This is a genomic window from Streptomyces sp. Ru71 (genome assembly GCF_002920535.1).
Taxonomy (GTDB): domain Bacteria; phylum Actinomycetota; class Actinomycetes; order Streptomycetales; family Streptomycetaceae; genus Streptomyces.
Genome location: NZ_PQSS01000023.1, coordinates 21,414 through 47,928, shown reverse-complemented (window position 1 = coordinate 47,928; position 26,515 = coordinate 21,414). Strand labels below are relative to the sequence as shown.

The 26,515-nt window shown below is 73.2% G+C and carries 21 protein-coding genes and 1 pseudogene; 7 read left to right on the top strand and 15 right to left on the bottom strand.

The features are described from left to right. Positions 1–15: 15 nt before the first annotated feature. Positions 16–492, top strand: a complete 477-nt coding sequence (locus tag C3489_RS16400) for a universal stress protein (protein WP_103782569.1) — start codon at positions 16–18, stop codon at positions 490–492. Here C3489_RS16400 and C3489_RS16395 read toward each other — a convergent pair. The 3 genes from C3489_RS16395 to C3489_RS16385 all read right to left on the bottom strand — a co-directional run bounded on the left by C3489_RS16395 (position 428) and on the right by C3489_RS16385 (position 2,951). Beyond that, entirely contained in the window at positions 428–1,621 is a 1,194-nt protein-coding gene (locus tag C3489_RS16395; protein ID WP_258054715.1) for a YncE family protein, read from the bottom strand. The genes C3489_RS16400 and C3489_RS16395 overlap by 65 nt on opposite strands. Next, complete coding sequence (locus tag C3489_RS16390; RefSeq protein ID WP_103782609.1) at positions 1,618–2,241, bottom strand: ankyrin repeat domain-containing protein; 624 nt, start codon at positions 2,239–2,241, stop codon at positions 1,618–1,620. Before C3489_RS16390 ends, C3489_RS16395 begins: the two co-directional genes overlap by 4 nt. A gap of 149 nt (positions 2,242–2,390) precedes the next feature. Then, positions 2,391–2,951, bottom strand: coding sequence for a heme-binding protein (locus C3489_RS16385; RefSeq protein ID WP_103782568.1), 561 nt, complete (start codon positions 2,949–2,951; stop codon positions 2,391–2,393). Positions 2,952–3,231: 280 nt separating this feature from the next. Between C3489_RS16385 and C3489_RS16380 the strand changes: the two genes are divergently transcribed. Beyond that, positions 3,232–4,644, top strand: coding sequence for an amino acid permease (locus C3489_RS16380; RefSeq protein ID WP_103782567.1), 1,413 nt, complete (start codon positions 3,232–3,234; stop codon positions 4,642–4,644). Here the strand turns inward: C3489_RS16380 and C3489_RS16375 are convergent. Continuing rightward, positions 4,641–5,471, bottom strand: a complete 831-nt coding sequence (locus tag C3489_RS16375) for an alpha/beta fold hydrolase (RefSeq protein ID WP_103782566.1) — start codon at positions 5,469–5,471, stop codon at positions 4,641–4,643. The two genes, C3489_RS16380 and C3489_RS16375, sit on opposite strands and share 4 nt — an antisense overlap. A gap of 89 nt (positions 5,472–5,560) precedes the next feature. On the opposite strand from C3489_RS16375, the gene C3489_RS16370 reads away from it, so the two are divergent. After that, complete coding sequence (locus C3489_RS16370; RefSeq protein WP_103782565.1) at positions 5,561–6,034, top strand: MarR family winged helix-turn-helix transcriptional regulator; 474 nt, start codon at positions 5,561–5,563, stop codon at positions 6,032–6,034. A gap of 15 nt (positions 6,035–6,049) precedes the next feature. Here the strand turns inward: C3489_RS16370 and C3489_RS16365 are convergent, their stop codons facing one another. Next, entirely contained in the window at positions 6,050–7,201 is a 1,152-nt protein-coding gene (locus C3489_RS16365; protein ID WP_103782564.1) for a CapA family protein, read from the bottom strand. Between the two features lie 392 nt (positions 7,202–7,593). On the opposite strand from C3489_RS16365, the gene C3489_RS16360 reads away from it, so the two are divergent. Then, entirely contained in the window at positions 7,594–8,097 is a 504-nt protein-coding gene (locus C3489_RS16360) for a hypothetical protein (RefSeq protein ID WP_103782563.1), read from the top strand. A gap of 184 nt (positions 8,098–8,281) precedes the next feature. Then, positions 8,282–8,932 carry a zf-HC2 domain-containing protein gene (locus C3489_RS16355; RefSeq protein WP_103782562.1) on the top strand — a complete coding sequence of 217 codons (651 nt, stop codon included), beginning with the start codon at positions 8,282–8,284 and terminating at the stop codon, positions 8,930–8,932. A 19-nt stretch (positions 8,933–8,951) separates the two neighbouring features. Here the strand turns inward: C3489_RS16355 and C3489_RS16350 are convergent, their stop codons facing one another. The 4 genes from C3489_RS16350 to C3489_RS16335 are packed head-to-tail and all read right to left on the bottom strand — an operon-like array spanning position 8,952 to position 13,705. After that, entirely contained in the window at positions 8,952–9,392 is a 441-nt protein-coding gene (locus C3489_RS16350; RefSeq protein ID WP_103782561.1) for a universal stress protein, read from the bottom strand. Between the two features lie 16 nt (positions 9,393–9,408). Further along, positions 9,409–10,665, bottom strand: a complete 1,257-nt coding sequence (locus C3489_RS16345) for an SLC13 family permease (RefSeq protein WP_103782560.1) — start codon at positions 10,663–10,665, stop codon at positions 9,409–9,411. A 57-nt stretch (positions 10,666–10,722) separates the two neighbouring features. Beyond that, a complete protein-coding gene (locus tag C3489_RS16340; RefSeq protein ID WP_103782559.1) occupies positions 10,723–11,586 on the bottom strand; it encodes an Fpg/Nei family DNA glycosylase in 864 nt (287 codons plus the stop codon). Between the two features lie 31 nt (positions 11,587–11,617). Then, complete coding sequence (locus C3489_RS16335) at positions 11,618–13,705, bottom strand: SpoIIE family protein phosphatase (RefSeq protein WP_103782558.1); 2,088 nt, start codon at positions 13,703–13,705, stop codon at positions 11,618–11,620. Positions 13,706–13,892: 187 nt separating this feature from the next. On the opposite strand from C3489_RS16335, the gene C3489_RS16330 reads away from it, so the two are divergent. Both C3489_RS16330 and C3489_RS16325 read left to right on the top strand, forming a co-directional pair. Continuing rightward, entirely contained in the window at positions 13,893–15,323 is a 1,431-nt protein-coding gene (locus C3489_RS16330; RefSeq protein WP_103782557.1) for a lipase maturation factor family protein, read from the top strand. 135 nt (positions 15,324–15,458) lie between these two features. Then, complete coding sequence (locus C3489_RS16325; RefSeq protein ID WP_103782556.1) at positions 15,459–16,805, top strand: serine/threonine-protein kinase; 1,347 nt, start codon at positions 15,459–15,461, stop codon at positions 16,803–16,805. Between the two features lie 42 nt (positions 16,806–16,847). Here C3489_RS16325 and C3489_RS16320 read toward each other — a convergent pair whose 3' ends face one another. The 6 genes and pseudogenes from C3489_RS16320 to C3489_RS16295 form a co-directional block, all read right to left on the bottom strand. Beyond that, on the bottom strand, positions 16,848–19,868 hold the full coding sequence (locus tag C3489_RS16320) for a glycoside hydrolase family 38 C-terminal domain-containing protein (protein ID WP_103782555.1): 3,021 nt from the start codon (positions 19,866–19,868) through the stop codon (positions 16,848–16,850). A gap of 28 nt (positions 19,869–19,896) precedes the next feature. After that, a complete protein-coding gene (locus C3489_RS16315; RefSeq protein WP_103782554.1) occupies positions 19,897–21,909 on the bottom strand; it encodes an endo-beta-N-acetylglucosaminidase in 2,013 nt (670 codons plus the stop codon). After that, a pseudogene (locus C3489_RS16310) lies at positions 21,906–23,161 on the bottom strand (glycosyl hydrolase). Before C3489_RS16310 ends, C3489_RS16315 begins: the two are co-directional and overlap by 4 nt. Positions 23,162–23,199: 38 nt before the next feature. After that, entirely contained in the window at positions 23,200–24,105 is a 906-nt protein-coding gene (locus C3489_RS16305) for a carbohydrate ABC transporter permease (RefSeq protein WP_103782553.1), read from the bottom strand. Beyond that, entirely contained in the window at positions 24,102–24,995 is an 894-nt protein-coding gene (locus C3489_RS16300) for a carbohydrate ABC transporter permease (RefSeq protein WP_103782552.1), read from the bottom strand. The genes C3489_RS16305 and C3489_RS16300 overlap by 4 nt, the downstream gene beginning before the upstream one ends. Positions 24,996–25,001: 6 nt before the next feature. Next, positions 25,002–26,294 carry an ABC transporter substrate-binding protein gene (locus tag C3489_RS16295; RefSeq protein ID WP_103782551.1) on the bottom strand — a complete coding sequence of 431 codons (1,293 nt, stop codon included), beginning with the start codon at positions 26,292–26,294 and terminating at the stop codon, positions 25,002–25,004. Positions 26,295–26,515: the final 221 nt, after the last annotated feature.

Genomic DNA, 26,515 nt, shown 5'->3' with positions numbered 1-26,515 from the left:
CGATAGCCTCGGGTCGTGACGGAACAGCACTCGCACCAGTTCGACCCCCACCAGTTCGAACGGGGCACCGACGGGCCGAAGGTCATCGTGGCCGGGGTGGACGGCTCCGAGTCCTCGCTGCGCGCCGCGGCCTACGCGGGCGGTCTGGCCAGGCGGCAGCGGGCGCTGCTGGCGGTGGTCTACGTGCAGCCGGTGCTGGCGGGGGGCGCGGCCCTCGGCGCCCCGGTGGCGGACACCACCGACGAGATCGCCGAGGACATCGTGGCGCAGATCCGGGAGGCGACCGAGCGGGTCAGGGGGATATTCGACGTGCGCTGGGAGTTCCACACCTTCCGCGGCGACCCCTACAACGGCCTGGTGAAGGCCGCCGACGAGCTGAAGGCGGACGCGGTGGTGGTGGGCGCCTCCGAGCAGGCCGGCCACCGGATCATCGGCTCGGTCGCGGTGCGCCTGGTGAAGGCGGGGCGGTGGCCGGTGACGGTGGTGCCGTAGCCGCCGGCAGGACCGCGATCCCCAGCGGGCGCCGGCCGGCCGGGACGCGGGTCACCGCTCCGGTGCGGGTGTCGACGACGCTGAGGCCGTTCCAGTACCCGTCGCGGGTGAAGCCGCCCGAGACGTAGGCGGTGCGGCCGTCGGCGGACAGGGCGGCACTCTCGTGCGGGCCGTCCAGCGGGATGACCCGTTCGGTTCCGGCCGGGGTGCGCACGGTCAGCGAGGGTCCCTCGTCCCGCGCGGGGTCGGCGGGGCCGGTGCCGACGGCGTAGAGGGTGCCGTCGGCGGCGACGGTGACGCCGTGCTGGTGCGTGTCGGCGGTCATGCGCTCGATGCGGACGTGGCCGGTGGTGGGGTCGACGACCGCGAGGCGCTCGCCCTCGAAGGGCAGCAGCAGGGCGCCGTCCGTGGGGCGTACGGCGGTGTAGTGCGGCTTCAGCCAGGAGCCCAGGCCGCCTTCGGTGCCGTACGGGGCGACCTCGATGCGGCGGGCGGCGAGGGTGCGCGGGTCGACGACGGTGACGTCGAAGGAGTCGTGGCCGGTGACGTACACCTGGCGGCCGTCGCGGGAGACGTCGACGTCGAAGGGGCGGCGTCCCACGGGCACGGTCGCGACGACCTCGGCGTTTCGGGTGTCGACGATCTCCAGGACGCCGTCGCCGCCGGGCACGTTCACGCCGACGTACGCGCGCGTGCCGTCCGGGGACAGGGCGATGCCCATGCCGCCGCCCCGGTACTCCCCCGTCGTCACGGGCCCCGTGTCGGTGGTGTACGGGATCAGCGCGGTGCGCCGGCGGGCCGCGGTGTCCACGGCGGCCACGCCCTCGGCGGTCGCCACCCAGGCGGTGCCGCGGGCGTCGACGGCGACGCCGTAGGGGGCGGTGCCGACCTTCACCGAGCCGAGGGTGCGGCGGTGGGCGGGGTCGAGGAAGGTGACCGTGTCGGCGCCGAAGTCGGTGAGCAGGAGGGTCTCACCGGGGGTGGTGGCCGGGGGCGCCGGTGCTGAGGCCGAGGTCTGTGGGGCGGAGGGGGTGACGCTGGGGTTGCCGGGGCCCGCGGTGCAGGCGGTCAGGGCCACGGCGGCGGCCAGCGCGGCGAGCGGACCGGCCGCCGCTGTACGACGGCTCATCGGCGTCCGCCCTCGGCCCGGCGCAGCACCGCCGCGATGCCCGTGAAGCCGCGGCGCTCGGCGTGTGCGAGGGCCGTGGTGCCCTCACCGTCGGGCAGCGACGGGTCGGCGCCCGCGGCGAGCAGGACCTCGACGACCTCCTGGTGGACGCGGCCGCCGTCGCCGAGGATCACGGCCTCCAGCAGCGCCGTCCAGCCGAGCCGGTTGACGTGGTCGACGTCGGTGCCGGTCTCGGCCAGTACCGCCCGCACGTAGTCGACGTGGCCGCGTTCGCTCGCCGGGATGACCGACACGCCGCCGAAGCGGTTGGTCAGCGTCACGTCCGGGCCGCCGGGCAGCAGCGCGCGCATCATGGCGACGCTGCCGGTGACACCGGTGACCAGCCACGGGCTGTCCTGCCGGTCGTCGCGGGCGTCGACGTCGGCGCCGGCGGCGACCAGCGCGCGGGCCGCCTGGACATGGTCGGCGAGGGCGGCGCGCAGCAGGGGCGTACGGCCGTCGGCGTCGCGGGTCTCCAGGCGGGCACCCCGGGCCAGCGCGGCCCGGACGGCGTCGGCGTCACCGCGGCCGGCGGCCCGGAGCAGGGCGAGATCGGCGGCGGACGGTTCCTCTCGGGGCACGGCGCGACTCCTCCACAGGGCGGCGACGGACGACAGTACGGCGGTCAGGCGGGTGCGCCGGCGGCGCGCGGCCGGGGGGAGGCCGCGCGCCGCCGGTTCGGGAGCGTGCCGCCCGGTCAGGGTGGCGCTCACGCGGGTGGCCCGGGCGGTCAGCGGCCGTTGCTGATCGCGTCGACGCCGGCCTGCGCGAACTTCTCGTCCAGGTCGCCGGACGGGGCGCCCGCGACGCCGATGCCCGCGATCGGCGCGCTGTTGTACGCGACCGGGGCGCCGCCGGCGAGGAACAGGGTGCCCGGGATGTCCTTCAGGTTGGGGGCCTTCTCCAGGCGCTTGGCCAGCTCCGAGGTGGGCGCGTTCCAGGAGACCGAGGTGTACGCCTTCTTGATCGCGCTCTCGTAGGACTGCGGGCCGGCGCCGTCGCCGCGCAGGGTCACGATCGTGTTGCCGTTGCGGTCGACGACGGCCACGGTGACCCGCTGGCCGTCCTTCTCGGCGGCGTCCAGGGCGGCCCGGGCGGCGTCGGTGGCGGCGTCGACCGTGAGGTGGGTGGAGGTCGTGGTGGTCTTCTCCTTCAGCGCGGCGGGGGCGGCGGCCGGGGTGTCGGCGGAGGCGGACACCGCGCCGGCCGCACCGGCGCCGACGGCGGCGAGGAGGGCGGCGGAGGTGACGACCTTGGCGCGGGTGGAGAACTTCTTTGCCTTGTGCTGCATGCCGGACGGCTCCCTGTCGTGTCGCACAGGCGCGGACCGCGGCCTGGTGCCGGGTCCACGCTCAGCGCTTGGTGCGCTGTGCCTCCAGCCTCCGCCCGGAACCGGCCCGCTCCCCTCGACGGCCCGGCTCGTCCCGCGGCGCGCATCGGATGACGGTCGTGTCGTCCGATCGGACGACCCTCGCCGTGCCGGGCTCGTGCGTGGCGTCTTCCCAGGGCGAGGGGACTGGGACATCATGATCCGCCGTCAGCCGTTTGCCGATCGCGAAGAGGTGAGACGCGTGGCCGGGCTCCGGATGGGCGAGGGCATTCTCCGTCGCAAACCGATCGAGCACATCGAGGAGACGGAAGTCGCGGAGGGCCCGAGGCTGGAGAGATCGCTCGGGCTGTGGCAGCTGACCGCGATCGGCGTGGGCGGCATCATCGGCGCGGGCATCTTCACCCTGGCCGGCACGGTGGCCAACGGCACGGCGGGTCCGGCGGTGGTGGTGTCCTTCCTCATCGCCGGCGTGGCCAGCGCCTGCGCCGCGCTGTCGTACGCCGAGTTCGCGGGGCTGATCCCGAAGGCGGGCTCGGCGTACACCTACGGCTACGCGGTGCTCGGCGAGTTCGCCGGCTGGTTCATCGGCTGGGACCTGCTGCTGGAGTACACGGCGATCGTGGCGGTGGTCGCCATCGGCATCTCCGGCTACTTCAGCTTCCTGGTGGAGGAGATGGGCGCCGATCTGCCGCAGTGGATGCTCGGCGCCCCGGGCACCGGTCACGGCCACCGGGTCGACCTGTTCGCGGCGCTGCTGTGCCTGCTGATCGCCTATCTGCTCAACCTGGGCATCAGGAACGCCGCCCGGTTCGAGACGGTCGTGGTGGTCCTGAAGGTGCTGGTGGTCCTGCTGGTCATCGGCGTCGGCGTGTTCCACATCGACACGGACAACTACCACCCGTTCTTCCCGTACGGAATCAGCGGGGCGTTCACGGGCGCGGCGACGGTGTTCTTCGCGGTCTTCGGCTACGACGCCATGTCGACGGCGGCGGAGGAGTCCAAGGACGCCCAGCGGCACATGCCGAAGGCGATCCTGTACTCGCTGGCGATCTCCATGGTGCTGTACGTGGCGGCGTGCCTGGTGCTGACGGGCATGCAGAACTACAAGGACATCGACAAGGAGAGCGGCTTCTCCACGGCGTTCAAGTCGGTCGGGCTGAGCGGGCTCGCGGACGTCATCGCGGTGGGCGCCATCATCGGCATCCTCACGGTGATGTTCACCTTCATGCTGGGCGTCACCCGGGTGTGGTTCTCCATGTCCCGGGACGGCCTGCTGCCCCGCTGGTTCGCCAAGACGCACCCGACGCGGCACGTGCCGACGCGCGTGACGTGGATCGTCGGGGTGGCGTCGGCCGCCATCGCGGGATTCGTCCCCATCGGCGAGGCGGCCGAGTTGACCAACATCGGCATCCTGCTGGCGTTCGTGGTGGTGTGCACGGCGGTGATCGTGCTGCGCTACCGGCAGCCGGAGCTGCCGCGCACCTTCCGCACGCCCTGGATGCCGTTCGTGCCGGCGCTGGGCGTGGTGTTCTCGATCTGGCTGATCACCTTCCTCCAGTGGCAGACCTGGGTGCGGTTCGCGGTGTGGTTCGTGATCGGTCTGGTGATCTACTTCGGCTACTCGTACAAGCGGTCGGCGCTGGCGGGGCGTTAGAGCGTGCCGAGGAAGCCGGTGAGCAGCGTCAGATAGGCCTCGGGCCGCTCCATGTTCGGGTAGTGGGCGGTGCCGTCGACGGTGGCGGCCCGCCCGTCGCGCACCGTGGCCACCAGCCGGTCGGCCATGCGCAGGTGGTCGTCGGCGTCGATGCCGCCGTGGATCGCCAGCACCGGCACCTCGATGCCGGCGGCCCGCTTCCAGGTGTCCGTCACCGGGACCCGCCAGTCGGGCTCGTCGGCGGTGTGCTTGGTGATGGTGCCGAGCTGCATCTCGCGCAGCCGGCGTACGACGTCGGGGTCGATCCGGTCGAGGGTGCGGTGCGGGCCCGCCACCCAGCGCAGGGTCGCCTCCAGCCAGCCCTCGATGTCGCCGGCGGCCAGGGCGCCCGTCCATTCCGCAAGCAACGCGGTGCTCCAGGGGTCCTGGAAGTCGGGTTCGCTGGTGCCCGCGCCGGTGACCACCAGGGCGCGCACCAGGTCCGGGTGTTCCAGCGCGGTGTCGACGGCGATGCCGGCGCCCATGGACAGACCGATGAGCACGGCCGGTCCGGTGTCCAGCCGGCGCAGCAGTTCGGCGACGTCGTCGGTCTGCCGGAACGGCCCGGTGGCGTTGGACGAGGCGCCGTGGCCGCGGGCGTCCGGGGCGAGGACGCGGTGTCCGGCGGCCAGGGCCGGGATCTGGGCGTGCCACATGCGGTGGTCCAGGAAGCCGCCGTGCAGCAGCACCAGGGGCGGGCCGGAGCCGGTGTCGCGGTAGGCCAGGCGGCCGCCGTCGGCGAGGTCGAGGAAGGACAGGCCGGAGAGGTCCCGCTCATTCGTCGTCATGACAATCAAGGTGTCATGAGGGGCGCCATGATGACAACCCAGGTGTCATTCTCAGGGCGCTATGACACCTCGGGTGTCATGATGGGCGGGTGAATCCCGCCGACGAACCCCTCGCCCCCGACGTGCTCGCCCACCGCCTCACCGAGGTCTTCGACGTGGTCGGCCCCCTCTACCGGCGCGTCCAGCGGGCCGTCGAACAGGGGGAGGCCGTCGAAGGGCTCTCCGTGGGCGTGCGCGCCGTACTGGACCTGCTGCACCGGCACGGCCCGCTGACCGTGCCGCAGATGGGCCGCGCCCAGGCGCTCAGCCGGCAGTTCGTGCAGCGGATGGTGAACGACGCCGCCGCCCGGGACCTGGTCGAGAGCATCCCCAACCCGGCGCACCAGCGCTCCTCGCTGATCCGCCTGACCGCGCGGGGCCGGGAGGCGATCACCGCCGTGCTCGCCCGTGAGCAGGCGTTGCTGCGTGAGGTCGGCGGCGGCCTCACCGACGCCGACGTCTCGGCCTGTCTGCGCGTGCTCGGCGAGATGCTGAGGATGTTCGAGCACGTGGACGTGAACTGACCCGCGCCCGCCGCCCTACTGCCCCATCACCAGCCCGGCCGTGGCCGCGCCCCGGCTCTCCACCACCTGGCGGATGCGGTCGCGGACCCCGCGCACCCCGGCGCCCTCGGCCAGGGCCCGGTTGAGGTTCACCACCCGGCCCGCGTCCACGTCGAACAGCAGCGGGACGAATTCCGCCCTGACCACCTCCCACCGCCCGCCCGGCCGCCGCGGCGGCGCGAAGGTGAAGCGGCTCAGGGTGGACTGGTTGCCGCGCGGGTCCTCGGCGCCTTCGAGGTTGTACATCTCGCCGGCCACCTCGTCGCCCATGCCGTAGACCACCCAGGTGCCGTTGACCTTCTCGTACGGCTGCGGGACATGGGCGTGGGTGCCGAGGATCAGGTCGATGTCGGGGCGGCCGCCGTCCCGGGAGGCGGTCAGCCGGCGGGCCAGGTCGAGCTGCCTGTCGTCGGGCCCGTCCTGCCACTCGGTGCCCCAGCGCAGGGACACCACGACCACGTCCGCCCCGGCCTTCCGGGCGGCCCGGGCATCCGCGATGATCTTGCCCTCGTCGATGAGGCCGACGGCCCACGGCTGCCCCGACGGCAGCGGGACGCCGTCGGTGTCGAAGGTGTAGGCGAGGTGGGCGACCTTGGCCCGGCCGGCGCGCAGGAGCGTCACGGAGTTCGCCTCCGCCACGGTGCGCGCCGTGCCGGCGTGCCGCACGCCGGCCCTGTCGAGGGTCTCCAGGGTGCGCCGCACGCCGTCCGCGCCGCTGTCGAGGGCGTGGTCGGAGGCGGTGGCGCAGCTGTCGTAGCCGGTGGCGGCGAGTCCCTCGACGACCTCGGGCGGCGCGGCGAAGGGAGGGCTGCCGGCGTCGTCGCCGTCCGTGCCGCGCACGCCCTCCATGTGGCACAGGGCCACGTCGGCGGGCGCCACCAGGGGTTTGACGCCGGCGAACAGGGGGCGGAAGTCGTAGCCGATGCCGCCGGAGTCGAACTGCGCCCGCTCGATGACCGAGCTGTGCGGCAGGACGTCCCCGGAGGCGACGAGGGTGAAGCCGCGCGGGCCGGCCGGCGGGGCGGCACGCCCGGCCTGCTCGCGCTCGTGGGCCTGGCAGGCGGCCCCCGCGGCGAGGACGGCCGTGAGAGCCAGGGCCAGCAGTCGTCTGCGTGCGCGTGCGTTCATCACTCACCCCTGCCATGGTCACATTTACCTACGAATAGGTATGTGGGGTCCGGCTCTCGCAAACGGCCCGGGCGCCGCATTGACCCGTCCGGTGTCCGCCGACCGGGCGGGCTGTGAACACACTCACTCCATGCCGGCATGACGTCCGGGCACTGATGCGTCTCCCGGGGCCAGTGGGGCGAAAGCGGCGTCGGCGCCCCGCCCGGCGCCCGGTACCGTGAATTCCCGCGTCCTCGTGCCGCTCGCCGACCTGCGGTGAAACCGGCCACTGGGTCAAGGCTTCGCAAAGCGCCTTGCTGCTGACCATGGTTGAGTAATCGGCTGTCTTCATCCGTGTTCCGGACGGGGGCCCGCACCGGGCGACGCGCGACACCGGAGGAAGGCAGGAAGGAATGCTGCACAGAGGTCACCAGGGCACGGACGGCGCCGACGGCGGAGAACTCACCGTCCCCATGGCCTGGCTGTACGCCGAATACATCGCGGACGAGCTGCTGCGCACCGGCGATCTGATGCCGCCGACGTCGTTCGAGTTCCGCGCCGGGCGCGACGCGCTCGCCCTGACCATCTTCCTCTCCGACACCGAGGGCGAGCTGTCCGGCATCCGGGTCGTCACCCAGCTGGAGACCTGGCTGTCACTGACGGCGTACGACCAGCCGTGGCAGGACTGGGTGCGCGAGCGGCTGGCGGCGCTGGACGCCGAGGGCTGCGCCACACCGGACCTGGAGCTGGCGCGGGCGGCGTGGCGCTGGCTGGAGGAGACCGAGTTGCTCGCGCCCGACCTGAACGCGGTGCCGGGCGGGGCCGGGGTGTTCGGCGAGGACGACGGGCCCCAGGTGTGGACGCCGGCGTGGCAGCTCGGGCTGCCGCTCGGTCACCTGGCCATCCACCTCTTCTGAGCCGGCCCGGCGGACCCACCGGCCGCTCCGGCGGAAATTTCCCCGACCGGACCAATCCGCGGGCCCTGCCGCTCCGAATCCCCGGCGGCGATTTGTGTGCGTGGCTTGAGTCAATCGGTGCCGTGGTCCGTACCGATGGGTGCAAGGAGTGACCCCACCCGCACCCTACGGCACGAGGATTCGCATGAGGTCCCTGGAACGGCATCGCGACGTCGCCGCTTACGCGCTCGGCGTGCTGGACGAGGCGGAGGCCTTCCGCTTCGAGGACCACCTCATGGAGTGCGCCGGCTGCTCGGCGCGGGTGACCGAATTCGGTCCGGTGACCCGGCAGTTGATGCTGTACCGGCGGGCCACGCCGCGCTCCGTGCACCCGATGGCGACCGCGGGCCCCGGGCCGCTGGACCGGCTGCTCGCCGAGATCGGCCGCCGCCGGCGGGCCGGGCGCCGCCGGCTGCTGTACGCCGTCGCCGCGGCGGTCGTCGTCGCGCTGACCGGGCCGGCGGTGGCGGTCCTCGCGACCGGCGACGACGGGGCCGCGCCGCTCGCCGCGACGGACCCGCGCTCGGGGGTGTGGGCCGAGGTCACCACGCACGACGAGGACTGGGGCAGCGAGGTCCGGCTGAAGGTCCGGGACGCGGCCGGGGCCCGCTCCTGTCGCCTGGTCGTGATCGGCCGCGACGGCTCGGAGCAGACCGTCACCACCTGGACCGCGCCCGGCTCCGACGACCGCGCGGCCACCGTCGAGGGCAGCGCCGCCTTCCACCCCGGCCAGATCGCCCGCTACGAGGTCCGTACGGCGGACGGCCGGCCCCTGGTGACCCTGCGCCCCCGGTAGCGGCCGCCCAACCGCCGTCCTACGGCCACACCAGCAGCACGGGGCACGGGGCGTGGTCGACGACGAAGCGGGACGGCGGGGCGAGGCTCTTCGGTCCCGGGTGGGTGCGGTCGCCGTCGCGGGCGAGGATCAGCAGGTCGGCGTCGCGGGCGGCGACGACCACCTCCCGCTCGGGCCGGCCTTTGCGTTCCATCCGGGTGCAGGGACGGCCGAGCCTGTCGGCGGCGGCGTCGAGGAGGCGCTGCGCGGAGTCGGCGGCCATCCGCTCCAGCCGGGTGCCGGGGTCGTGCCCCGGGTCGGCGCGGCCCAGCAGTCCGGCGAACGCGCCGTGTGCGGCGTCGGGCACATCGTGGCCGCTGATGTGCAGCAGCACGATGTCGGCGGCGTCCGCGGCATGGGTGCGCGCGGCATCCACGCACGCACGCCAGGTGCCCTCGGCGATCCAGACGACGACGGCCATGGCGACCGGCCTCCGCTCATGCTCCGATCATCAGCAGGGAACCCCACAGTGCCACCACGGCGGCGCCCAGGGACAGGGGCACGGCGAGAAGACCGAGCTTGGTGAACTCCTTCAGCTCCACCGGGTGGTCGTGCTGGTGCACGATCCGCCGCCACAGCAGCGTGGCCAGCGAGCCGGCGTAGGTGAGGTTGGGCCCGAGGTTCACGCCGAGCAGCACGGCGAGGACCGCGCCGGCGCCGGAGGGCGCGGCGAGGGGCAGCAGCACGAGCACGGCGGGAAGGTTGTTGATCAGGTTCGCCAGGACGGCGGCCAGCGCGGCGACGGCCAGCAGGGCCGGCAGGGAGGTGCCGTCCGGGACCAGGTGGCCGAGGGCGCCGGCGAGTCCGTTGTCGACGACCGCGCGGACCACGATGCCCAGGGACAGCACGAAGGCCAGGAACGGCACGGAGGCGGCCCGGACGATCTCGGCCGGCCGCTTCCGCCGCCGGGCCAGCGCCCGTACCGCCAGCACCAGCGCGCCCGCGCACGCCGCCCACGCCGGGTCCAGGCCGACCGCGGAGGCGAGCAGGAACCCGGCCAGCGTGCCCGCGACCGTCAGCAGCGCGAACACCGGCACCCGGGGCGGCTCGCCGGTGTCGGGGGTCTCGGCGCCGGCGCCCAGGTCGGAGGCGAAGAACCGCCGGAACACCGCGAACTCCACGGCGATGGCGGCCAGCCACGGCAGCGCCATCAGAGAGGCGAACCGGGCGAAGCTCAGCCCGCTGACCGAGAAGGCCAGCAGGTTGGTCAGGTTGGACACCGGCAGCAGCAGCGAGGCGGTGTTCGACAGGTGGGTGCAGGCGTAGACGTGCGGCTTGGGCCGGGCGCCGAGGCGGGCCGCGGTGGCGAACACGACCGGGGTCAGCAGCACCACCGTGGCGTCCAGGCTGAGCACGGCCGTGATCGCCGAGGCGGTGACGAAGACGTACAGCAGCAGCCGGGTCGGACTGCCCGCCGCCGCCCGCGCCATCCACGCCCCGCACGCCTGGAACAGCCCCTCGTCGTCGCAGAGCTCGGCCAGGACCAGCACCGCCGCGAGGAACCCGATCACCGGGCCCAGGCGGGCGGCCTCCTCGCGGGCGTGGTCCAGGGAGATCGCCCCGGTGCCGACGACGACTGCGGCGGCCGGCACCGCTACGACGGCCTCCGGCCACCCCCAGGGACGGACGACCGCGCAAGCCAGGACGAGGGCGAGCAGGACGGCGGACAGCGACTCGGCGAGCATGGTGTTCAGGGGTGGGTCCTCTCAGAGGGCGGGGATCACCGAGAGTCCATCACAGGGCCGTGGGCCTCACTTCAGCAGGCGGGACAGCCGGCGGTCGGCGAGCGGCTTGCCGCCGGTCTGGCAGGTCGGACAGTACTGCAGCGAGGAGTCGCTGAAGGAGACCTCGCGGATGGTGTCGCCGCACACCGGGCAGGGCTCGCCGGTGCGGCCGTGGACGCGCAGGCCGCTCTTCTTCTCCGCCTTCAGCCGGCCCGCGGCCACGCCCCGGGAGCGCTCGACGGCCTCGGTCAGCGTGGTGCGCAGGGCCTCGTACAGGCGAGCGGTCTCCTCGGGGGTGAGGGAGGCGGCCAGTTTGAACGGGGACATCTTCGCCGCGTGCAGGATCTCGTCGCTGTAGGCGTTGCCGACCCCGGCGATCAGGCTCTGGTCGCGCAGGGCGCCCTTGAGCTGCCGGCGCTCACCGGAGAGGAGGGCGGCGAAGCGCGCCTCGTCGAAGTCGTCGGCGAGCGGGTCGGGGCCGAGCCGGGCGACGCCCTCGACCCGCGCCGGGTCGTCGACGACGTACACCGCGAGGCGTTTTTGCGTGCCGGCCTCGGTGAGGTCGAAGCCGGCGCCGGTCTCCAGCGCGACGCGCAGGGCGAGCGGGCCCTTGCCGGGGCGGGGCGGGCCGTCGGGCAGGCGGTCCTTCCACTGCAGCCAGCCCGCCCGGGCCAGATGGGTGACCAGGTGCGGGCCGCCGCCGGTGACGAGGTCGAGGAACTTGCCGTACCGCCGCACCGCGGTGACCTCGTGTCCCTCCAGGGCGCTCAGGGGCGGGTCGTAGGTCTTCAGGACGCTGATCGCGACCGGCAGCACGCGGACGATCTCGTGGCCGACCAGGTGCTCGGACAGGAAGTCCTTGAGCGCTTCCACCTCGGGCAGTTCCGGCATACGTCCAGGGTGCCACCGGGGCGGCGGGTGCTCAGGTCGGGGCGGGCACCACGAACTCGCACCACACGCACTTGCCGCCGCCGCGTGCCTCCACGCCCCACACGTCGGTCAGCAGGTCGACCAGCATCAGGCCGCGCCCGGACACGCCCGACATGCCGGCCTCGCGGCGGCGCGGCAGGGCGCTGGAGGTGTCCTCGACGTCGACCCGCAGCCGGCGGTCGGCGCCGGTGAGCTGCCGCAGGGTGACGATGGCGGCTCCCTCGGTGTGCATGAGGGCGTTGGTGATCAGTTCGTCGGCGACCAGTTCGATCTCGTCGGCGCGCTCGCGGGCGCCCCAGGCGCGCACGGCGGCGCGAATCATGTGCCGGGCCTGGGTGAGCGCCTCCGCGTCGCCGGGGGCGACGTGCTGCTGCAGGCGCCCCGCGGTGCGCGGGCTGTCCGGGGGGCGGCGGCGCAGCAGGAGCAGGGCGACGTCGTCGTCGCCGCCGCGTTCCTCGGCGACCTCGATCAGCCGGTCGGCGAGGGCCCATACGTCGTCGGGGCCGGCGTCGACGAGCTCGGCGAGGGCCCGCATGCCGTCGTCCAGGTCGTCGCCGGGCTGCTCGACCAGGCCGTCGGTGGTCAGCAGCAGGGTGCACCCGGGATCGAGTTCGACGGTGGTGACCGGGTACTCCAGGCTGCGGAACTCGGCGGACAGGCCGAGCGGCAGCCCGCCGGGGACGGGGACGCGGCGGCAGCTTCCGTCGGCGGCCCGCAGCAGCAGGTCGATGTGGCCGGCCCGCACCACCTGGACGACCCCGGTGCCGAGGTCGGCCTCGGCGTACAGGCAGGTGGCGAAGCGGTCGGTGTCCAGCTCGTGCAGGAAGACCGAGGCGCGGGCCATCACGGTGGCCGGGGTGTGGCCCTCGGCGGCGTAGGCGCGCAGCACGATGCGCAGCTGGCCCATGACGGCGGCGGCGTGCGTGTCGTGGCCCTGGACGTCGCCGATGACGGCGCCGACCCGGCCGCCGGGCAGCGGGATCAGGTCGTACCAGTCGCCGCCGATGTCCCGGCCGAGCACGCCGCCGGCGCTGCCCGCGCGGTAGCGCACCGCGACGTCGGCGCCGGGCACGCTGGGGATGGTGCGCGGCAGCATGGCCTGCTGCAGGCCCTGCGCGATGTCCTTCTCCTCCTCGTAGAACATCGCGCGCTGCAGGCTCTGGGCGATGCTGCTGCCGAGGGCGACGAGGATGTTGCGTTCCTCGGGGGTGAAGCCGTGCCGGTCGTTGTAGAGCAGGCCCATCGCGCCGATGGGGCGGGCCTGGACGATGAGCGGCAGATAGGCGGCCGCGGTGATGTTGAGGTCGGTGAGGTGCGGCCACAGGATCGGGTAGTCGGCGGCGAACTCCTCGGGTGACTCGATGAACCGGGGGCTGAGGGTGCGCACCACCTCGCCCATCGGGTACGGCTCGTCGATGCGGGTGATCCGCGTGCCGGGGACGGAGGCACCGGCGGGGCCCTCCGCGATCAGCCGGATGCGGCCTGCCTCGACCAGGCCCATGACGAGGCTTGCGGCACCGAGGTGGATCAGGCCGTGGGTGTCCTTGAGGACGTCGATGACGTCCTGCACGGTGCGGGCGTGGGCGAGGGCGGCGGTGGTGAGCTGGACGACGTTGGTCTGCCTGCGGCGGGCCTCGTCCAGGGAGGCCTGCTGGCGGTGGGCGGCGAACTCGTCGAGTTCCGCGGTGGCGTCGCGGACGATGCCGACGATCCGGCGCGGGCGGCCGCTCTCGTCGCGCCGGATGTAGCCCTGGGTGTGGGTCCAGCGCAGCTCGCCGGTGCGGCAGCGGACGCGGAAGTAGGCGCCGTAGTTCTCGCTGCCGTCCTTGATCGCCTGGGCGACCAGGGCGTCCAGGCGGCGGGCCTCGCCGGGCGGCACCCGGCCGGCGAGGGTCTCGGGCCGGCCGTCGTATTCGTCGGGGCGCACGTCGAAGGCCTCGTGGGCCTGGGCGTCCATGTTCATCAGGCCGGTGTCCAGGTCCCAGTCGAAGCTGCCCATGCGGTTGAGCGCCAGGATCGGATCCGGGTGGGCGGGCCAGTCGTCCGGGAGGGACAGCGCGCTCGCTCCCCGATCAACCATGCGCCCACCTTGCCAGGGTTTGCCCGATTATTCGAACTGGATCAGCGGCCCCTCGACCACGGGCTCGCGGTGCTCCGACCGCCGGGCGGGGCCGGTTTTCACCCCTTCGGGTTACCCGGGCGGAGCCGTGGCACACGGAGAGTGACGATCGAGCGGGCGGAGAATGGCAGGAGAGGAGCGCGGCAGCGTGGACTGGTTCATCGCACCCGACTACTGGCTGAGCCGGCTGGTCTTCCAGCGGGCCCTGGCCGGCGTCTACCTGGTCGCGTTCCTCACGGCGGCCCTGCAGTTCCGCGCGCTGCTGGGCGAGCGCGGCATGCTGCCGATCCCGCGCTTCACCGCCCGGGTGTCCTTCCGGCGGGCGCCGAGCCTGTTCCAGCTGCACTACTCCGACCGCTTCTTCGCGGGGTGCGCGTGGGCGGGCTGTGCGGTGTCGGCGGCGCTGCTGGCGGGGGTGGACGGGTATCTGCCCCTGTGGGCGGGGATCGTGCTGTGGCTGGTGCCGTGGGCGCTGTACCTGTCGATCGTCAACGTGGGGCAGACCTGGTACTCGTTCGGCTGGGAGTCGCTGCTGCTGGAGACCGGGTTCCTGGCGGCGTTCCTGGGCAACGACGAGGTGGCGCCGCCGGTCGTGGTGCTGTTCCTGCTGCGCTGGATCCTGTTCCGGGTGGAGTTCGGGGCGGGACTGATCAAGATGCGCGGGGACGAGTGCTGGCGGAAGCTGACCTGCCTGGACCACCATCACGAGACCCAGCCGATGCCGGGCCCGCTGAGCTGGTTCTTCCACCACCTGCCCAGGCCGCTGCACCGGGTGGAGGTGGCCGCCAACCACGTCACCCAGCTGATCGTGCCGTTCCTGCTGTTCACCCCGCAGCCGGTCGCGACGGCCGCGGCCTCGCTGATGATCCTCACCCAGCTGTGGCTGGTGCTGTCGGGCAACTTCTCCTGGCTGAACTGGATCACGATCGTGCTGGCCGTGCCGGCGCTGCGCTTCCCGGACGGCGGCGCTCCGGCGTCGGCGCCCGGCTCGGCGCCCCTGTGGTACGAGGTGGTCGTCCTGGCGGTGGCGGCGGGACTGGTGTTCCTCAGCTATCACCCGGTGGTCAACATGATCTCCCGCCGCCAGGTGATGAACCGCTCCTTCGACCCGCTGCACCTGGTCAACACCTACGGCGCGTTCGGCAGCGTCAGCCGGGTCCGCTACGAGGTGGTGGTCGAGGGCACCCTCGACGACGTGCCGCGCGAGGACTCCGACTGGCGGGAGTACGAGTTCAAGGGCAAGCCCGGCGACCCCCGGCACTGGCCCCGCCAGTTCGCGCCGTACCACCTGCGCCTGGACTGGCTGATGTGGTTCGCGGCGCTGTCCCCGGCGTACGCGGGCGCGTGGTTCCAGGGCCTGGTGGAGCGGCTGCTGGAGAACGACCGCGACACCCTGCGCCTGCTGCGCCGCTCCCCTTTCCCGCCGGGCGCTCCCCCGCGGTTCGTCCGCGCCCGCCTCTTCCGCTACCGCTACACGACCTGGCGGGAGCTGCGCGAGACGGGCGCCTGCTGGGAACGGACGTACGTACGCGAGTACCTGCCCCCGACCCGGCTGGCCGGGGTCAGCGAGCGGGCCTGAACGAAGGCTCGCCGAAGGGGCCCCGGCGCTCCGGGCCGCCGTGGGGGTAGCCCGGTCTGTCAGGGGTACGCGTGTCCGGCGCCCGTCGGGGACGAGCGCACCGTACGCAGCAGCCCGACAGCAGTGGGAGATGAGATGCGGCTTCGCCGGCCGGCTTCGGCACCGTCCCGGTGCTTCGCGGACGTTCTCGCCGGACGGTACCGCCTGGACGGGCTCATCGGCTCGGGCGGCGCCGCCGACGTGCACCGCGGCCTCGACCTGCGCCTGCGACGAGCGGTGGCCGTCAAGGTGTTCCGCGCCGGCGCCGACGCCGACATGGAGGAACGCTTCCACAACGAGGCGGTGATCCTGGCCCGGCTGCGGCATCCCGGCCTGGTCACCGTGTACGACGCCGGCCGGCACGACGGCCGCCCCTACCTGGTCATGGAGCTGATCGACGGCCCGACCCTGAAGCGGCGCATCGCCGAGGGCCCGCTGTCCCCGGGCGTGACGGCCGCGCTCGGGGCCGGCCTCGCCCGGGCGCTGGCCCACGCGCACGAGGCGGGGATCGTGCACCGTGACGTCAAGCCGTCGAACATCCTCCTGGACTCCTCCGGCCGGCCCCACCTGACCGACTTCGGCATCTCCCGGCTGGTCGACGCCACCACCCGCACGGCGCCCGGCGCCCTCATCGGCACGGCCGCCTACCTGGCCCCCGAGCAGGTCCTCGGCCGGCCCGTCGGCCCGGCCGCCGACGTCCACGCCCTCGGACTGGTGCTCCTGGAATGCCTGACGGCCCGGCTGGAGTACGGCGGTGTCCCCCTGGAGGCCGCGATCGCGCGACTGCACCGCCGGCCGGTGCTGCCGGGGTTCATTCCGCACGAACTCGCCGAGCTGCTACGGAAGATGACCGCCCTGGACGAGCGGGACCGCCCGTCGGCGCACGGCTGCGCCCAGGTGCTGAGCACACTGGCCCGCTCCCCCGGGAGGGCGGCCGAGGCGTGGCAGGCGGAGGCGGAGGCCCAGCAGGGGCAGCCGGAGGCGACTGAGCCCCGCCTCACGCTGCCCGGTCCGTCCGCCGCCCCGCGCGGGGTGGTCCGGGGCGCACCCGCACGCCGGCGCGTCCTGGTCGCCGGCGGGGCCGCCGCGCTCGTCACGGCCCTGGCCACCACGCTCGCCGTCCCGGACGGCTCCTCGGACGCGAAGGGCCGCGCCACCACGCCCCGGTCGGTCACGGCCCCGCCTTCGGCCACGAAGGACGGGGAGTCCGAACGCCCTGCCGCACCTCCGTCGTCCGGGCCCACCTCCCGTGAACGGCTCGGCGACACCGCCCTCCAGGACAGCCCGCAACCCGCTCCGCCCCGCCCGACCCGGGAGGCGGCGGGCGCCCCGGCGGGACACGGCGGCGCCACCGGCGTCCCGCCGCGCTCCGGCCGGGGCGGCACGCCGAAGAAGGCCAAGGAGAAGGCCCAGCGGATGCCCGGCGGCAAGGGCAGGCACTGACCGGCCGCCCAGTCCGGGCTCACCGGCCGCAGCGCCCCGCGCTCACCCCCGGCGCAGCCGCAGCGTCACCAGCTCGAACGGCCGCAGCCGTACGCCGATCCGCTCGCCGTCGGCCGGCGGCGCCGGGGCGTCGGGCAGCGGGCGCTCCAGCAGGTCGGTGACCGTGACCCCGGCGACGGGGAAGCCGGCCGTCAGGGTGGCGCGGGCCCGGCCGCCGTGGGCCTCGTGGAAGCGGACGACCACGTCGCCGCTGCCGTCGTCGGCGAGCTTCACCGCCGTGACCACGACCGCGTCCTGGTCGACGGTCACCAGCGGGGCGACCTCGCCGCCGCCCGTCAGCCGCCGCTCGGGCAGGTTGATCCGCCAGCCCTCGCGCACCGCGTCCCCGATCGACGCACCGGGCACGAGCGCGTGCCGGAAGCGGTGCACGCCCTGGTCGGTCTCGGGGTCGGGGAAGCGCGGGGCGCGCAGCAGCGAGACGCGCACGGTCGTGGTCGTACCGCCGTCGCCGCCGGTGCGGACGGTACGGGTGACGTCGTGGCCGTAGGTGGAGTCGTTGACGATCGCCACCCCCCAGCCGGGCTCCTCCAGGTGGACGAAGCGGTGGTTGCAGGCCTCGAACTTGGCCGCCTCCCAGGAGGTGTTGGTGTGCGTGGGGCGGTGGAAGTGCCCGAACTGGGTCTCCGAGGCGTACCGTTCGGCGTGCACGTCCAGCGGGAAGGCCAGCTTCAGGAACTTCTCCGTCTCGTGCCAGTCGACCTCGGTGTCGATGACCAGCCTGCGCTCCCCCGGCGCCAGCGACAGTACCTGGGTGACCGTGGAGGAGCCGAAGGAACGCGTGATCCGCACGGAGCGCCCGTCCTCGCCGGCCGTGACCGAGTCGGCGTCGGTGAGGTCGGTGACGGTGTTGCGGTAGAACTTGTCGACGTCCCAGGCGTCCCACATGTTCGGGAAGTCGGGGTGCAGCTGGAGCAGGTTGGCGCACCGGCCCGGCGCGAGGGTCTCGCGGTCGGCCTCGACGTCGTACACGGAGACGACCAGGCCGCGCTCGTCGACCTCGACCCGCAGATGGCCGTTGCTCAGGACGTGCCCGCCGCCGGTGCGGTCCTCCCGCGTCGTCTGCCCCTCGGTCACGGGGCTGCCGGCGCCGCCGGCCGGGATGCCGGAGCGGGTGTGCGGGGCGGCGTTGAACACCAGCGGCACCTCGCCCGCGCCGGCCAGGGCGCGCTGGGCCGCGTCGATGATCGCGTTCAGCTCGGCGGCGACGCGCTCGTAGGTGGCGCGGGCCTCGCGGTGCACCCAGGCGATGGACGAGCCGGGCAGGATGTCGTGGAACTGGTGCAGCAGGACCGTCTTCCAGATCCGGTCCAGCTCCTCGTACGGGTAGGGGAATCCGGCCCGTACGGCGGCGGTGGCCGCCCACAGCTCCGCCTCGCGCAGCAGGTGCTCGCTGCGCCGGTTGCCCTGCTTGGTCTTGGCCTGGCTGGTGAGGGTCGCGCGGTGCAGTTCGAGGTACAGCTCACCGACCCAGACGGGCGGCTCGGGGTACTCGGCCTCGGCCTGGGTGAAGAAGGCGTGCGGGGTCTCCCACCGCACGGTGGGCGAGCCCTCCAGGTTCCTGACCCGGGCCGCCTTGGCGACCATCTCGCGGGTGGTGCCGCCGCCCCCGTCGCCCCAGCCGGTCGGGGCGAGCGAGTGGCGGGCGACGCCCTTGTCCTTGAAGTTGCGCTCGGCGTGGGCGAGTTCACTGCCCCTCATGGAGCAGTTGTAGGTGTCGACGGGCGGGAAGTGGGTGAAGATCCGGGTGCCGTCGATGCCCTCCCAGCGGAAGGTGTGGTGCGGGAACTTGTTGGTCTGCGACCAGGAGATCTTCTGCGTCAGCAGGTACTTGGCGCCGGCCGCCTTGATGATCTGCGGCAGGCCGGCGGCGAACCCGAAGGTGTCCGGCAGCCAGGCCTCGTCGTTCTCGATGCCGAACTCGTCGAGGAAGAACCGCTTGCCGTGCACGAACTGCCGGGCCATCGCCTCCGAGCCGGGCATGTTGGTGTCCGACTCCACCCACATCCCGCCGGCCGGCACGAACCGGCCGTCCGCGACCGCCTTCTTCACCCTCGCCCACACCTCGGGCCGGTGGTCGCGCACCCACGCCCACTGCTGGGCCTGCGACATGGCGAAGACGAACTCCGGCTCGTCCTCCAGCAGCGCGGTCATGTTGGAGGTGGTCCGGGCGACCTTGCGGACGGTCTCGCGCAGCGGCCACAGCCACGCGGAGTCGATGTGCGCGTGCCCGACGGCGCTGATGCGGTGCGCGGAGGGGACGGCCGGGGCGGCGAGGACGCCGGTGAGCTCGGCGCGGGCGGCGGCCGCGGTGCCGTTCACGTCCTGCAGGTCGACCGCGTCCAGGGCCCGCTCCACCGCGCGCAGCACGTCCCAGCGGCGCTGGGCGTCCGCCGGCAGCTCGGCCATCAGCTCGCCGAGCACCTCCAGGTCGATCACCAGCTGCCAGACCTCCTCGTCGAAGACGGCGAGGTCCATGCGGGCCAGCCGGTACTGCGGCTCGCTGCCGGCGGTCTCCTTGTCGCCGAGCGGTGTCGGCACGAAGGGGTGGTAGTCGAGGATGACCGGGTTGGAGGCGGCCTCGATGTGCAGCCGCACCTCTTCGCCGCCCTCGGCGGGCGCACCGATCCGTACCCACTGGTTGCGCGGGTTGAGGCCCTTCACGGGGGTGCCGTCGGGCCGGTAGACCAGTCCCTCGCACTGGAAGCCGGGCATGTTCTCGTCGAAGCCGAGGTCGAGCAGGGCCTCCACGGTCTTCCCGGCCCACGCGGCGGGGACGGTGCCGGTGACCCGGAACCAGCTGGTGCCCCAGGGAGCACCCCAGCGGGCGCCGACCGCGATCGGCTCGGGCTCGGCGGCCAGGCCCTCTTCGACCGGCACCGGCTCGCCGGGCGCGTGCCACACCGCCACGTCCAGCGGCACGGACTCGGGGTACACGGCGGGGCGGATGCGCTCGTCGAGGACGCGCTTGAGGCGGGCTTCGACCAGGCTGCGGTCGTCATGCATCGGGTGCTCCGTAATCGTCCGCGGGTGGTTACCAGGGGTGGGTCAAAGTCGCGGGGGCCGACGAGGTGTACAGCTCCCCCACCGCGCGCACTTCGAACCGTGCGGCGCGCTCGCCCTGCTCGGGCAGCAGGCCCGCGGCGTGGAAGGCGTACTGTCCGGTGGCGCCGAGGAACCGGCGGGTGCCGTCGGGCAGCACGCGGTGCAGGGTGTACTGGCGTACCCCGGCGGCGGGGCGGTTCCAGGCCAGGCGGACTTCCCCGCCGGAGGCGGCGGTGACGCGGAAGCCGGTGGGCGTGGCCGGGGTGTCGTGCGCGGTGCGCACGGCGAGAGCGCCGAGCCGCCAGCGCACGGGGCCGCCGCCGGGCGCGGTGAGCCGGACGCCGAGGGCGCGCACGGTGCCGGAGAGGCCGGTGAGCGGCACGGTCTCGGTCTGCCAGCCGCCGGAGACCGCGACCGGCCGGAAGGTGTACGGCGGTGGGGTGCCCGGCGTGCCCGGTTCGGCGGTGGCCACCGCCAGCTCCACGGTGACGGGGCCGGCGTCGGCGCGGTGCGTCAGCTCGACCACCGTGTCCGCGGTGACCGGCAGCCGTGTCGCGTACAGCTCGATCACGACCGGGGCGTCGGCGTCCCCGTCGACGAGCACACTGCTGCCGCCCCGCCAGGCGTCGGCGAAGTCGAAGGAGACGGCCGGCCGCCGCCCGGCCGTGTGCACCGCCCATCGCCGCGACGGCAGCCGGTCCTGGAGGCCGAGGTGGTTCCACGGCGTGCCGGAGACGACTTCGCCGTCCTCGTACCAGCGCAGTCCGTGCCCGGTGTTGAAGACGCTCGCGAACGGCACGGACGTCACCGTGGACCGGTCGGCCACGGACACCGCGGGTGCCCGCCACGGGTCGGCGGGATCGGGGCGCGTCGGGTCCAGCGAGCGTCCGGTCCAGAACCGGTCGTCGGCCGCGTGGAACGCGGCCGGTTCGCGCTGCCCGTCGGGCAGGTGGTTGCGGGTCCACTCCGGCCGGTAGAACCCGATCGAGGTGACGTGGTCCGAGCCGCTCGGCACGACCGCGTCCCAGTTCACGGACGTGTTCCAGCCGCCCGCCTCCACGTCCACGCCGGCCCACAGCTCGTAGCGGTCGCGGCCGAGCCGCTCGGCGGTGGCGCCGGAGGAGGCGAGAGAGGCCGTGCTCCAGCCGAAGTTGACGAACATGTCGTCGGCGGCCTGGAAGAACGCCTGGTTGCGGCTGGTGAGCGCGTTCTGCCAGTTGACGGTGCCGTCCACGGTCATCGCGTCGTACCAGGTCACGCGCTGTCCCCGGGCGGTGGCCAGCGCCGTGAGCTCCCGCACGAAGCCGAGCATGTCGGCGCCGAGCGCGCGGTCTCCGCCGCCGGTCTCGGCGTTCACGAACCATCCGTCGAAGCCGTACGCGGCGGCGACCGCGACGAGCTGCGCGGCGAGGGGGTAGTGCCCGGCGGCGTCCTTGCGCACCAGGTCACGGGTCCAGCGCAGTTGCCCGCCGTAGGCGACGGGCGGCAGGAAGACGTTCCCGAGGACGGGCACCCCGTGCCGGTGGGCGGCGTCCACGACCGGCGCGTTCGGCGCCAGGATCAGCCCCTCCCCCGACGAGCCGCCCCAGAAGACCAGCTCGTCGATGTACGCCCAGTGGGTGAGGGCGTAGTAGTCGGCGGTGGCCGAGCCCTGCGAGGGGTTGCCCGACGTCGGCCCGAAGGAGACCAGGGCCTGGATGCGGGCCTGCCCGGAGCGGGCCGTGGCGTTGGCCGGGGCGGGGGTGAAGCGGGGCGCGAGCGGGACGGAGGCCGCGTTGAAGGCGAGGTCGGGGTCGGTCGCCGCCCGCCAGGCCTTCAGGCTGCGCCAGGTGATACCGGGGCCGGGACTGCCGGAGGGCAGCGAGTCGGGGTACCAGTAGGAGGCGTACGGCTGGAGCGAGGCGGCGGCGCGGGGGGCGGCCTGGGCGGGCGTCGAGGGCAGTGAGGGCAGCAGTGCCGCCGCGCCGGCGGCCCGCAGGACGGTGCGTCTGGTGGGGTTCACGAGCGGGTTCCTCCTGGCGGGGTGGGGAGTACCTGTTCGGGAGCGACGACCTCGGTGATGCCGCGCGCGGCCAGGTGGGCGGTGTCCTGGGCGCGGGTGTCGAGGACGGTGGTGGGGCGGGCGCCGTCGGCGACCAGCCGGAAGAAGGCGTCGAAGACGGGCCCGCCGGGGGCGCAGCGCGAGCGTGTCCCGGGGTCGGCCGGGACGACGAGGGCGGTGGTGCGCGGGGCGGGGGTGGGCCGGGGGGTGCCGGCGGCCCGGGCCAGCACGCGCGCGGTGTCCTTGGGGCGCCGGTCGTTGGTGAGCAGCCCGAGGCCGTATTCGAGGTCGGGGAAGTCGGCGAGGGAGCGGGAGACGTCGTGGGAGCACCACCAGGTGACGCCCCACAGGTCGGGGCAGTCCAGGGCGGCGGCGATGGTGGCCTCGGTGAAGGCGGCGGCGTGCTCGGGCGGGATCAGGGGCGCGGGGGCGCCGACCTCCTGCAGCCACACCGGGCGCCCGGGGTCGTCGGCCCAGGCCTTGCTCAGCTCGATCAGATACGCGGCGTGGTGCTCGGTGGGGACGCCGGTGCGGCCGTGGCGCTGGGCGGTGCCGTTGAAGACCCAGGAGTGGACGGCGGTGACGGCGCCGTGCCGGGCGGCCTGGGCGGGGGTGAAGGGCTGGTCGTCCTGGTACCAGGTGGCGTCGTACTCGGCGTGCAGGTGCAGCCGGCCGGGGGCGCCCTTCTCGCAGGCGGCGAGCATGCGTTCCAGCCAGGTGTCGATCTGGTCCGCGCTCGCCCGGTCGGGGTCGGGGTGGGGCCGGCGGAGAACTGGTTGACCTCGTTGCCGAGGGTCATGCCGAGGAAGTTGGGCCGGTCGGCGAGCGCGGCGGCCAGGGCGTGCAGATAGGCGGCTTGGCCGTCGAGGACCTCGGGGTCGGTGAAGAGGTTGCGCCGGTGCCAGGTGCGGGTCCAGGCGGGCAGGAAGTCGAAGCTGCTGAGGTGGCCCTGGAGGCCGTCGACGTTGACGTCGAGGCCGCGTTCGGCGGCGGCGTCGACCAGGTCGAGGAGCTGCTCGATCGCCCGGGGCCGGATCAGGGCGCGGTCGGGCTGGAAGTAGGGCCACAGCGGGAAGACGCGGACGTGGTCCACGCCGAGCGCGGCGATCGAGTCGAGGTCGGCGCGCACGGCGCCCGGGTCGTAGTCGAGCCAGTGGTGGAACCACCCTTCGCTGGGGGTGTAGTTGACGCCGAAGCGCGGGGCAGGGGGCATGTGCGAGGTCCTTGGGAGGGGGGTGGCCTGGAGCGGGGTCAGCCCTTCACCGCGCCCTCGCCGACCCCGCGGAAGAAGTACCGCTGGAGGCAGGCGAAGAGGACGATGAGCGGGGCGACGGCGATGACGGTGCCCGCGGCGACGAGCCGCTCGTCGTTGGCGAAGGTGCCGTGCAGGTAGTTGAGGCCGATGGTGAGGGTGAACCGGGACGGGTCGCTCAGCACGATCAGCGGCCACAGGAAGTCGTCCCAGGCGCCCATGAAGGAGAAGATCGCGACGACGGCGAGGGTGCCCTTGACCGCGGGCAGCGCGATGCGGGTGAAGCGCTGCCAGACGTTCGCGCCGTCGACGAACGCCGCCTCCTCGATCTCGTAGGGCAGGTTGAGGAAGGCGTTGCGCATCAGCAGCACGTTCATCGCGCCGATCGAACCGGGCAGCACGACACCGATCAGGGTGTTGTTCAGGCCGAGTTCGCGCATCGTGGTGAACTGGGCGATGACGATGCCCTCCACCGGCACCAGCATGGCCAGGATGAAGGCGAGGGTGGCGGCGCGGCGGCCCCGGTAGCGCAGCCGGGCGAGCGCGTAGCCGGCGAGGGCGGAGCCGGCGCAGTTGGTGACGACGTTGGCGGTGGCGACCTTGAGCGAGTTCAGGACGTAGTCCCAGACGGGGATGGTGTCCGCGACCCGCTCGTAGTTGTGCAGGGTGGGATGCTCGGGCAGGAAGCGGGGCGGGGAGCTGAAGATGTCCTCGGTCGGCCCCTTGAGGGAGGTCGACAGCTGCCACAGGAACGGGCCGACGGTCAGCGCCAGTACGGCGAGCAGCAGCAGGTACCGCCAGGCCAGCTCCCAGACCCGGATGCGCCGGCCGTGTTCGTCGGTGAGGCGGGGTTCGGGGGCCGCCTCCGCGTGCGGCGCGGGCCGCGTCTTGTCGATGACGCTCACCGGTCCTCCTTCCGGTCGGCGCGCAGCACGAGCAGCATCAGGGCGACGGTGACGACGAAGACGACCAGGGAGATGGCGGAGGCGTAGCCGACCCGGCCGGTCAGGCCGGTGCCGGTGCGCTGGACCAGCATGACGAGGGTGGTGTCCTCGCCGGCCGGGCCGCCGCTGGGGCCGGCCATCAGATACACCTCGGAGAACACCTTGAACGCGGCGACCGAGGACAGCGCGCCGACCAGCACCATCGTGGAGCGGACGGCGGGCATGGTGACGGTGAGGAAGCGGCGGACCGCGCCCGCGCCGTCCACGGCGGCGGCCTCGTGCAGCTCGCGCGGCACGTTCGCCAGTGCCGCCAGATAGATGATCATGTAGTAGCCGAGGCCCTTCCACACCGTGACGGCCATGGCGCTCAGCAGGAGCAGCCACTGGTCGCTGAGGAAGCCGATCCGGCCCACCCCGACCGCCTCCAGCAGGGAGTTCACCAGTCCGCGCTCGTCCAGCAGCCACACCCAGATCAGGCCGACCACGACGATCGAGGCGACGACCGGGGTGTAGAAGGCGGAGCGGAAGAAGGCGATGCCGGGGATGTTCTTCTGCACCAGCAGGGCCAGCAGCAGCGGCAGCACGACGAGGGCGGGGACGACGCCGACGACGTAGAGCGCGCTGTTGCGCAGTCCGATCCAGAACATGTCGTCGTGCAGGAGTTCGCGGAAGTTGGCGAGCCCGACGAACTGTCCGGGGACCAGGGTGCGGCGGTCGGTGAAGGCGTTGATCACCGTGGAGACGAACGGCCACAGGATGAACGCGCCGATGATCAGCAGTCCCGGTGCGGCGAACAGCCAGGGGCTGGTGGGCAGTTGGCGCCGCACCCGGGAGGCGGTGGAGCCGGCCATGGTGCGTCAGCCCTGCTGCTTCAGCAGCGTGTCGCACTGCTTGACAGCGTTGTCGAGAGCGTCCTGGGGGCTCTCCTTGCCCTGCAGCGCCCGGGCGACCTCGTTGCGCAGCGCGGTCTTCATCTGGTCGCTGAACAGCACCGGCGTGTAGTTGACGGCGGTCTTCAGCGACTTGGCGGCGGCGATGCGCACCCGGGTGACGTCGGTGCCGTCCTCCTTGGTGAAGTAGGGGTCGTCGAGCGAGCCGGCGGTGGACGGGAAGATCGCGACCTGCTTGGCGAACGACATCTGGTGGGCGGCGTCGGTGACGAAGTGCGCGAAGGCGATCGCGGCGGGCTTCTTCCTGGTCTGCGCGTTGACCATCACGCCCATCACGTACATGTTGGCGTGCCCGGTGCTGGTGATCTGGTCGGTGATGCCGATGTTCCGGTACAGGTTCGGCGCGTTCTTCTTGAAGTTCTCCAGGTCCAGTGCGCTGCCGGGGTTCATGGCGACGGCCTCGGTGAGGAACTTCTTGCCGGAGGACTCCGGGGTCGCGGTCAGCGCCTGCGGGTCGAGCGCCTTGGCGTCGTACAACTCCTTGTACCTGGTGAGGAGTTCGACACCCTTGGCGTCGTTGAAGGCGAAGCCGGTGCCCTCCTTGTTCATCAGCTCCACTCCGTAGCGGCCGAAGTCCTCGATGGTGGGCACGTTGGCGAGGGTGGCGACCTTGCCGTCGCTCTTGCGGGCCAGCTGCAGCGCGTCCGCGAAGAGTTCGTCGTACGTCTTCGGCGGCTTGCTGGGGTCGAGTCCGGCCTTGGTGAACAGGGCCTTGTTGTAGAACAGCGGCCCGGTGTTGAGGTACCAGGGGAAGGCGTAGGTGCCGCCGAGGCCCGGGACCCGGTGGCTCGCCCAGGCGCCGTCCAGGTACTCCTTCTTGTACTGCCCGGCCGCCTTGTCCAGGTCGAGCGCGAGGCCGGCCTTGGCGAGCGGCGCGACCAGGTCCGGGGAGACGTTGACGACGTCGGGCAGGGTGCCGCCGGCCGCGTCGGCGCTGATCTTGTCGGGGTAGCCCTCGGCGGGCTGGTCGATCCACTTGACGTGCGTGCCCGGGTACTTCTTCTCGAACTCGGCGACGACGCCCTCGAAGTAGTCCTTGAAGTTGGCCTTGAGGTTCCAGGTCTGGAAGGTGATGTCGCCCTGGACCTTGCCCGAGGCGTCGTCCGAGCCGCTGTCGTCCCCGCCGCTGCCGCAGGCGCTCAGCGGCAACAGGACGACGGCGGCGGCAGCGGCGGCGAAGGTTCTGCGGGAGATGCGCACGACGGTGTGCTCCTTCTTTCAGGACGGTGTGCGAGGGGGGACGGCCCGGCCGATGGCGCCGGGGCAGACCTTGCCCGCCGATTCCCGATTACGTCAATGGATTCACTCGAACTAAAGTCTTTAGTTGGCCATTTGGCCAGGTCAGCGACTTTGACAACGATCTCTTGCGGCAGATCGCTAATGCGCTTTAGCCTGAGCTGACTCAAGCGCATTAGTCACTC

Excerpts from the sequence above, each read along its gene's own strand:
- C3489_RS16395 (WP_258054715.1), bottom strand. The coding sequence starts at position 1,621 with ATGAGCCGTCGTACAGCGGCGGCCGGTCCGCTCGCCGCGCTGGCCGCC.
- C3489_RS16385 (WP_103782568.1), bottom strand. The coding sequence starts at position 2,951 with ATGCAGCACAAGGCAAAGAAGTTCTCCACCCGCGCCAAGGTCGTCACC.
- C3489_RS16375 (WP_103782566.1), bottom strand. The coding sequence starts at position 5,471 with ATGACGACGAATGAGCGGGACCTCTCCGGCCTGTCCTTCCTCGACCTC.
- C3489_RS16365 (WP_103782564.1), bottom strand. The coding sequence starts at position 7,201 with ATGAACGCACGCGCACGCAGACGACTGCTGGCCCTGGCTCTCACGGCC.
- C3489_RS16360 (WP_103782563.1), top strand. The coding sequence starts at position 7,594 with ATGCTGCACAGAGGTCACCAGGGCACGGACGGCGCCGACGGCGGAGAA.
- C3489_RS16355 (WP_103782562.1), top strand. The coding sequence starts at position 8,282 with ATGAGGTCCCTGGAACGGCATCGCGACGTCGCCGCTTACGCGCTCGGC.
- C3489_RS16350 (WP_103782561.1), bottom strand. The coding sequence starts at position 9,392 with ATGGCCGTCGTCGTCTGGATCGCCGAGGGCACCTGGCGTGCGTGCGTG.
- C3489_RS16340 (WP_103782559.1), bottom strand. The coding sequence starts at position 11,586 with ATGCCGGAACTGCCCGAGGTGGAAGCGCTCAAGGACTTCCTGTCCGAG.
- C3489_RS16335 (WP_103782558.1), bottom strand. The coding sequence starts at position 13,705 with ATGGTTGATCGGGGAGCGAGCGCGCTGTCCCTCCCGGACGACTGGCCC.
- C3489_RS16325 (WP_103782556.1), top strand. The coding sequence starts at position 15,459 with ATGCGGCTTCGCCGGCCGGCTTCGGCACCGTCCCGGTGCTTCGCGGAC.
- C3489_RS16320 (WP_103782555.1), bottom strand. The coding sequence starts at position 19,868 with ATGCATGACGACCGCAGCCTGGTCGAAGCCCGCCTCAAGCGCGTCCTC.
- C3489_RS16300 (WP_103782552.1), bottom strand. The coding sequence starts at position 24,995 with ATGGCCGGCTCCACCGCCTCCCGGGTGCGGCGCCAACTGCCCACCAGC.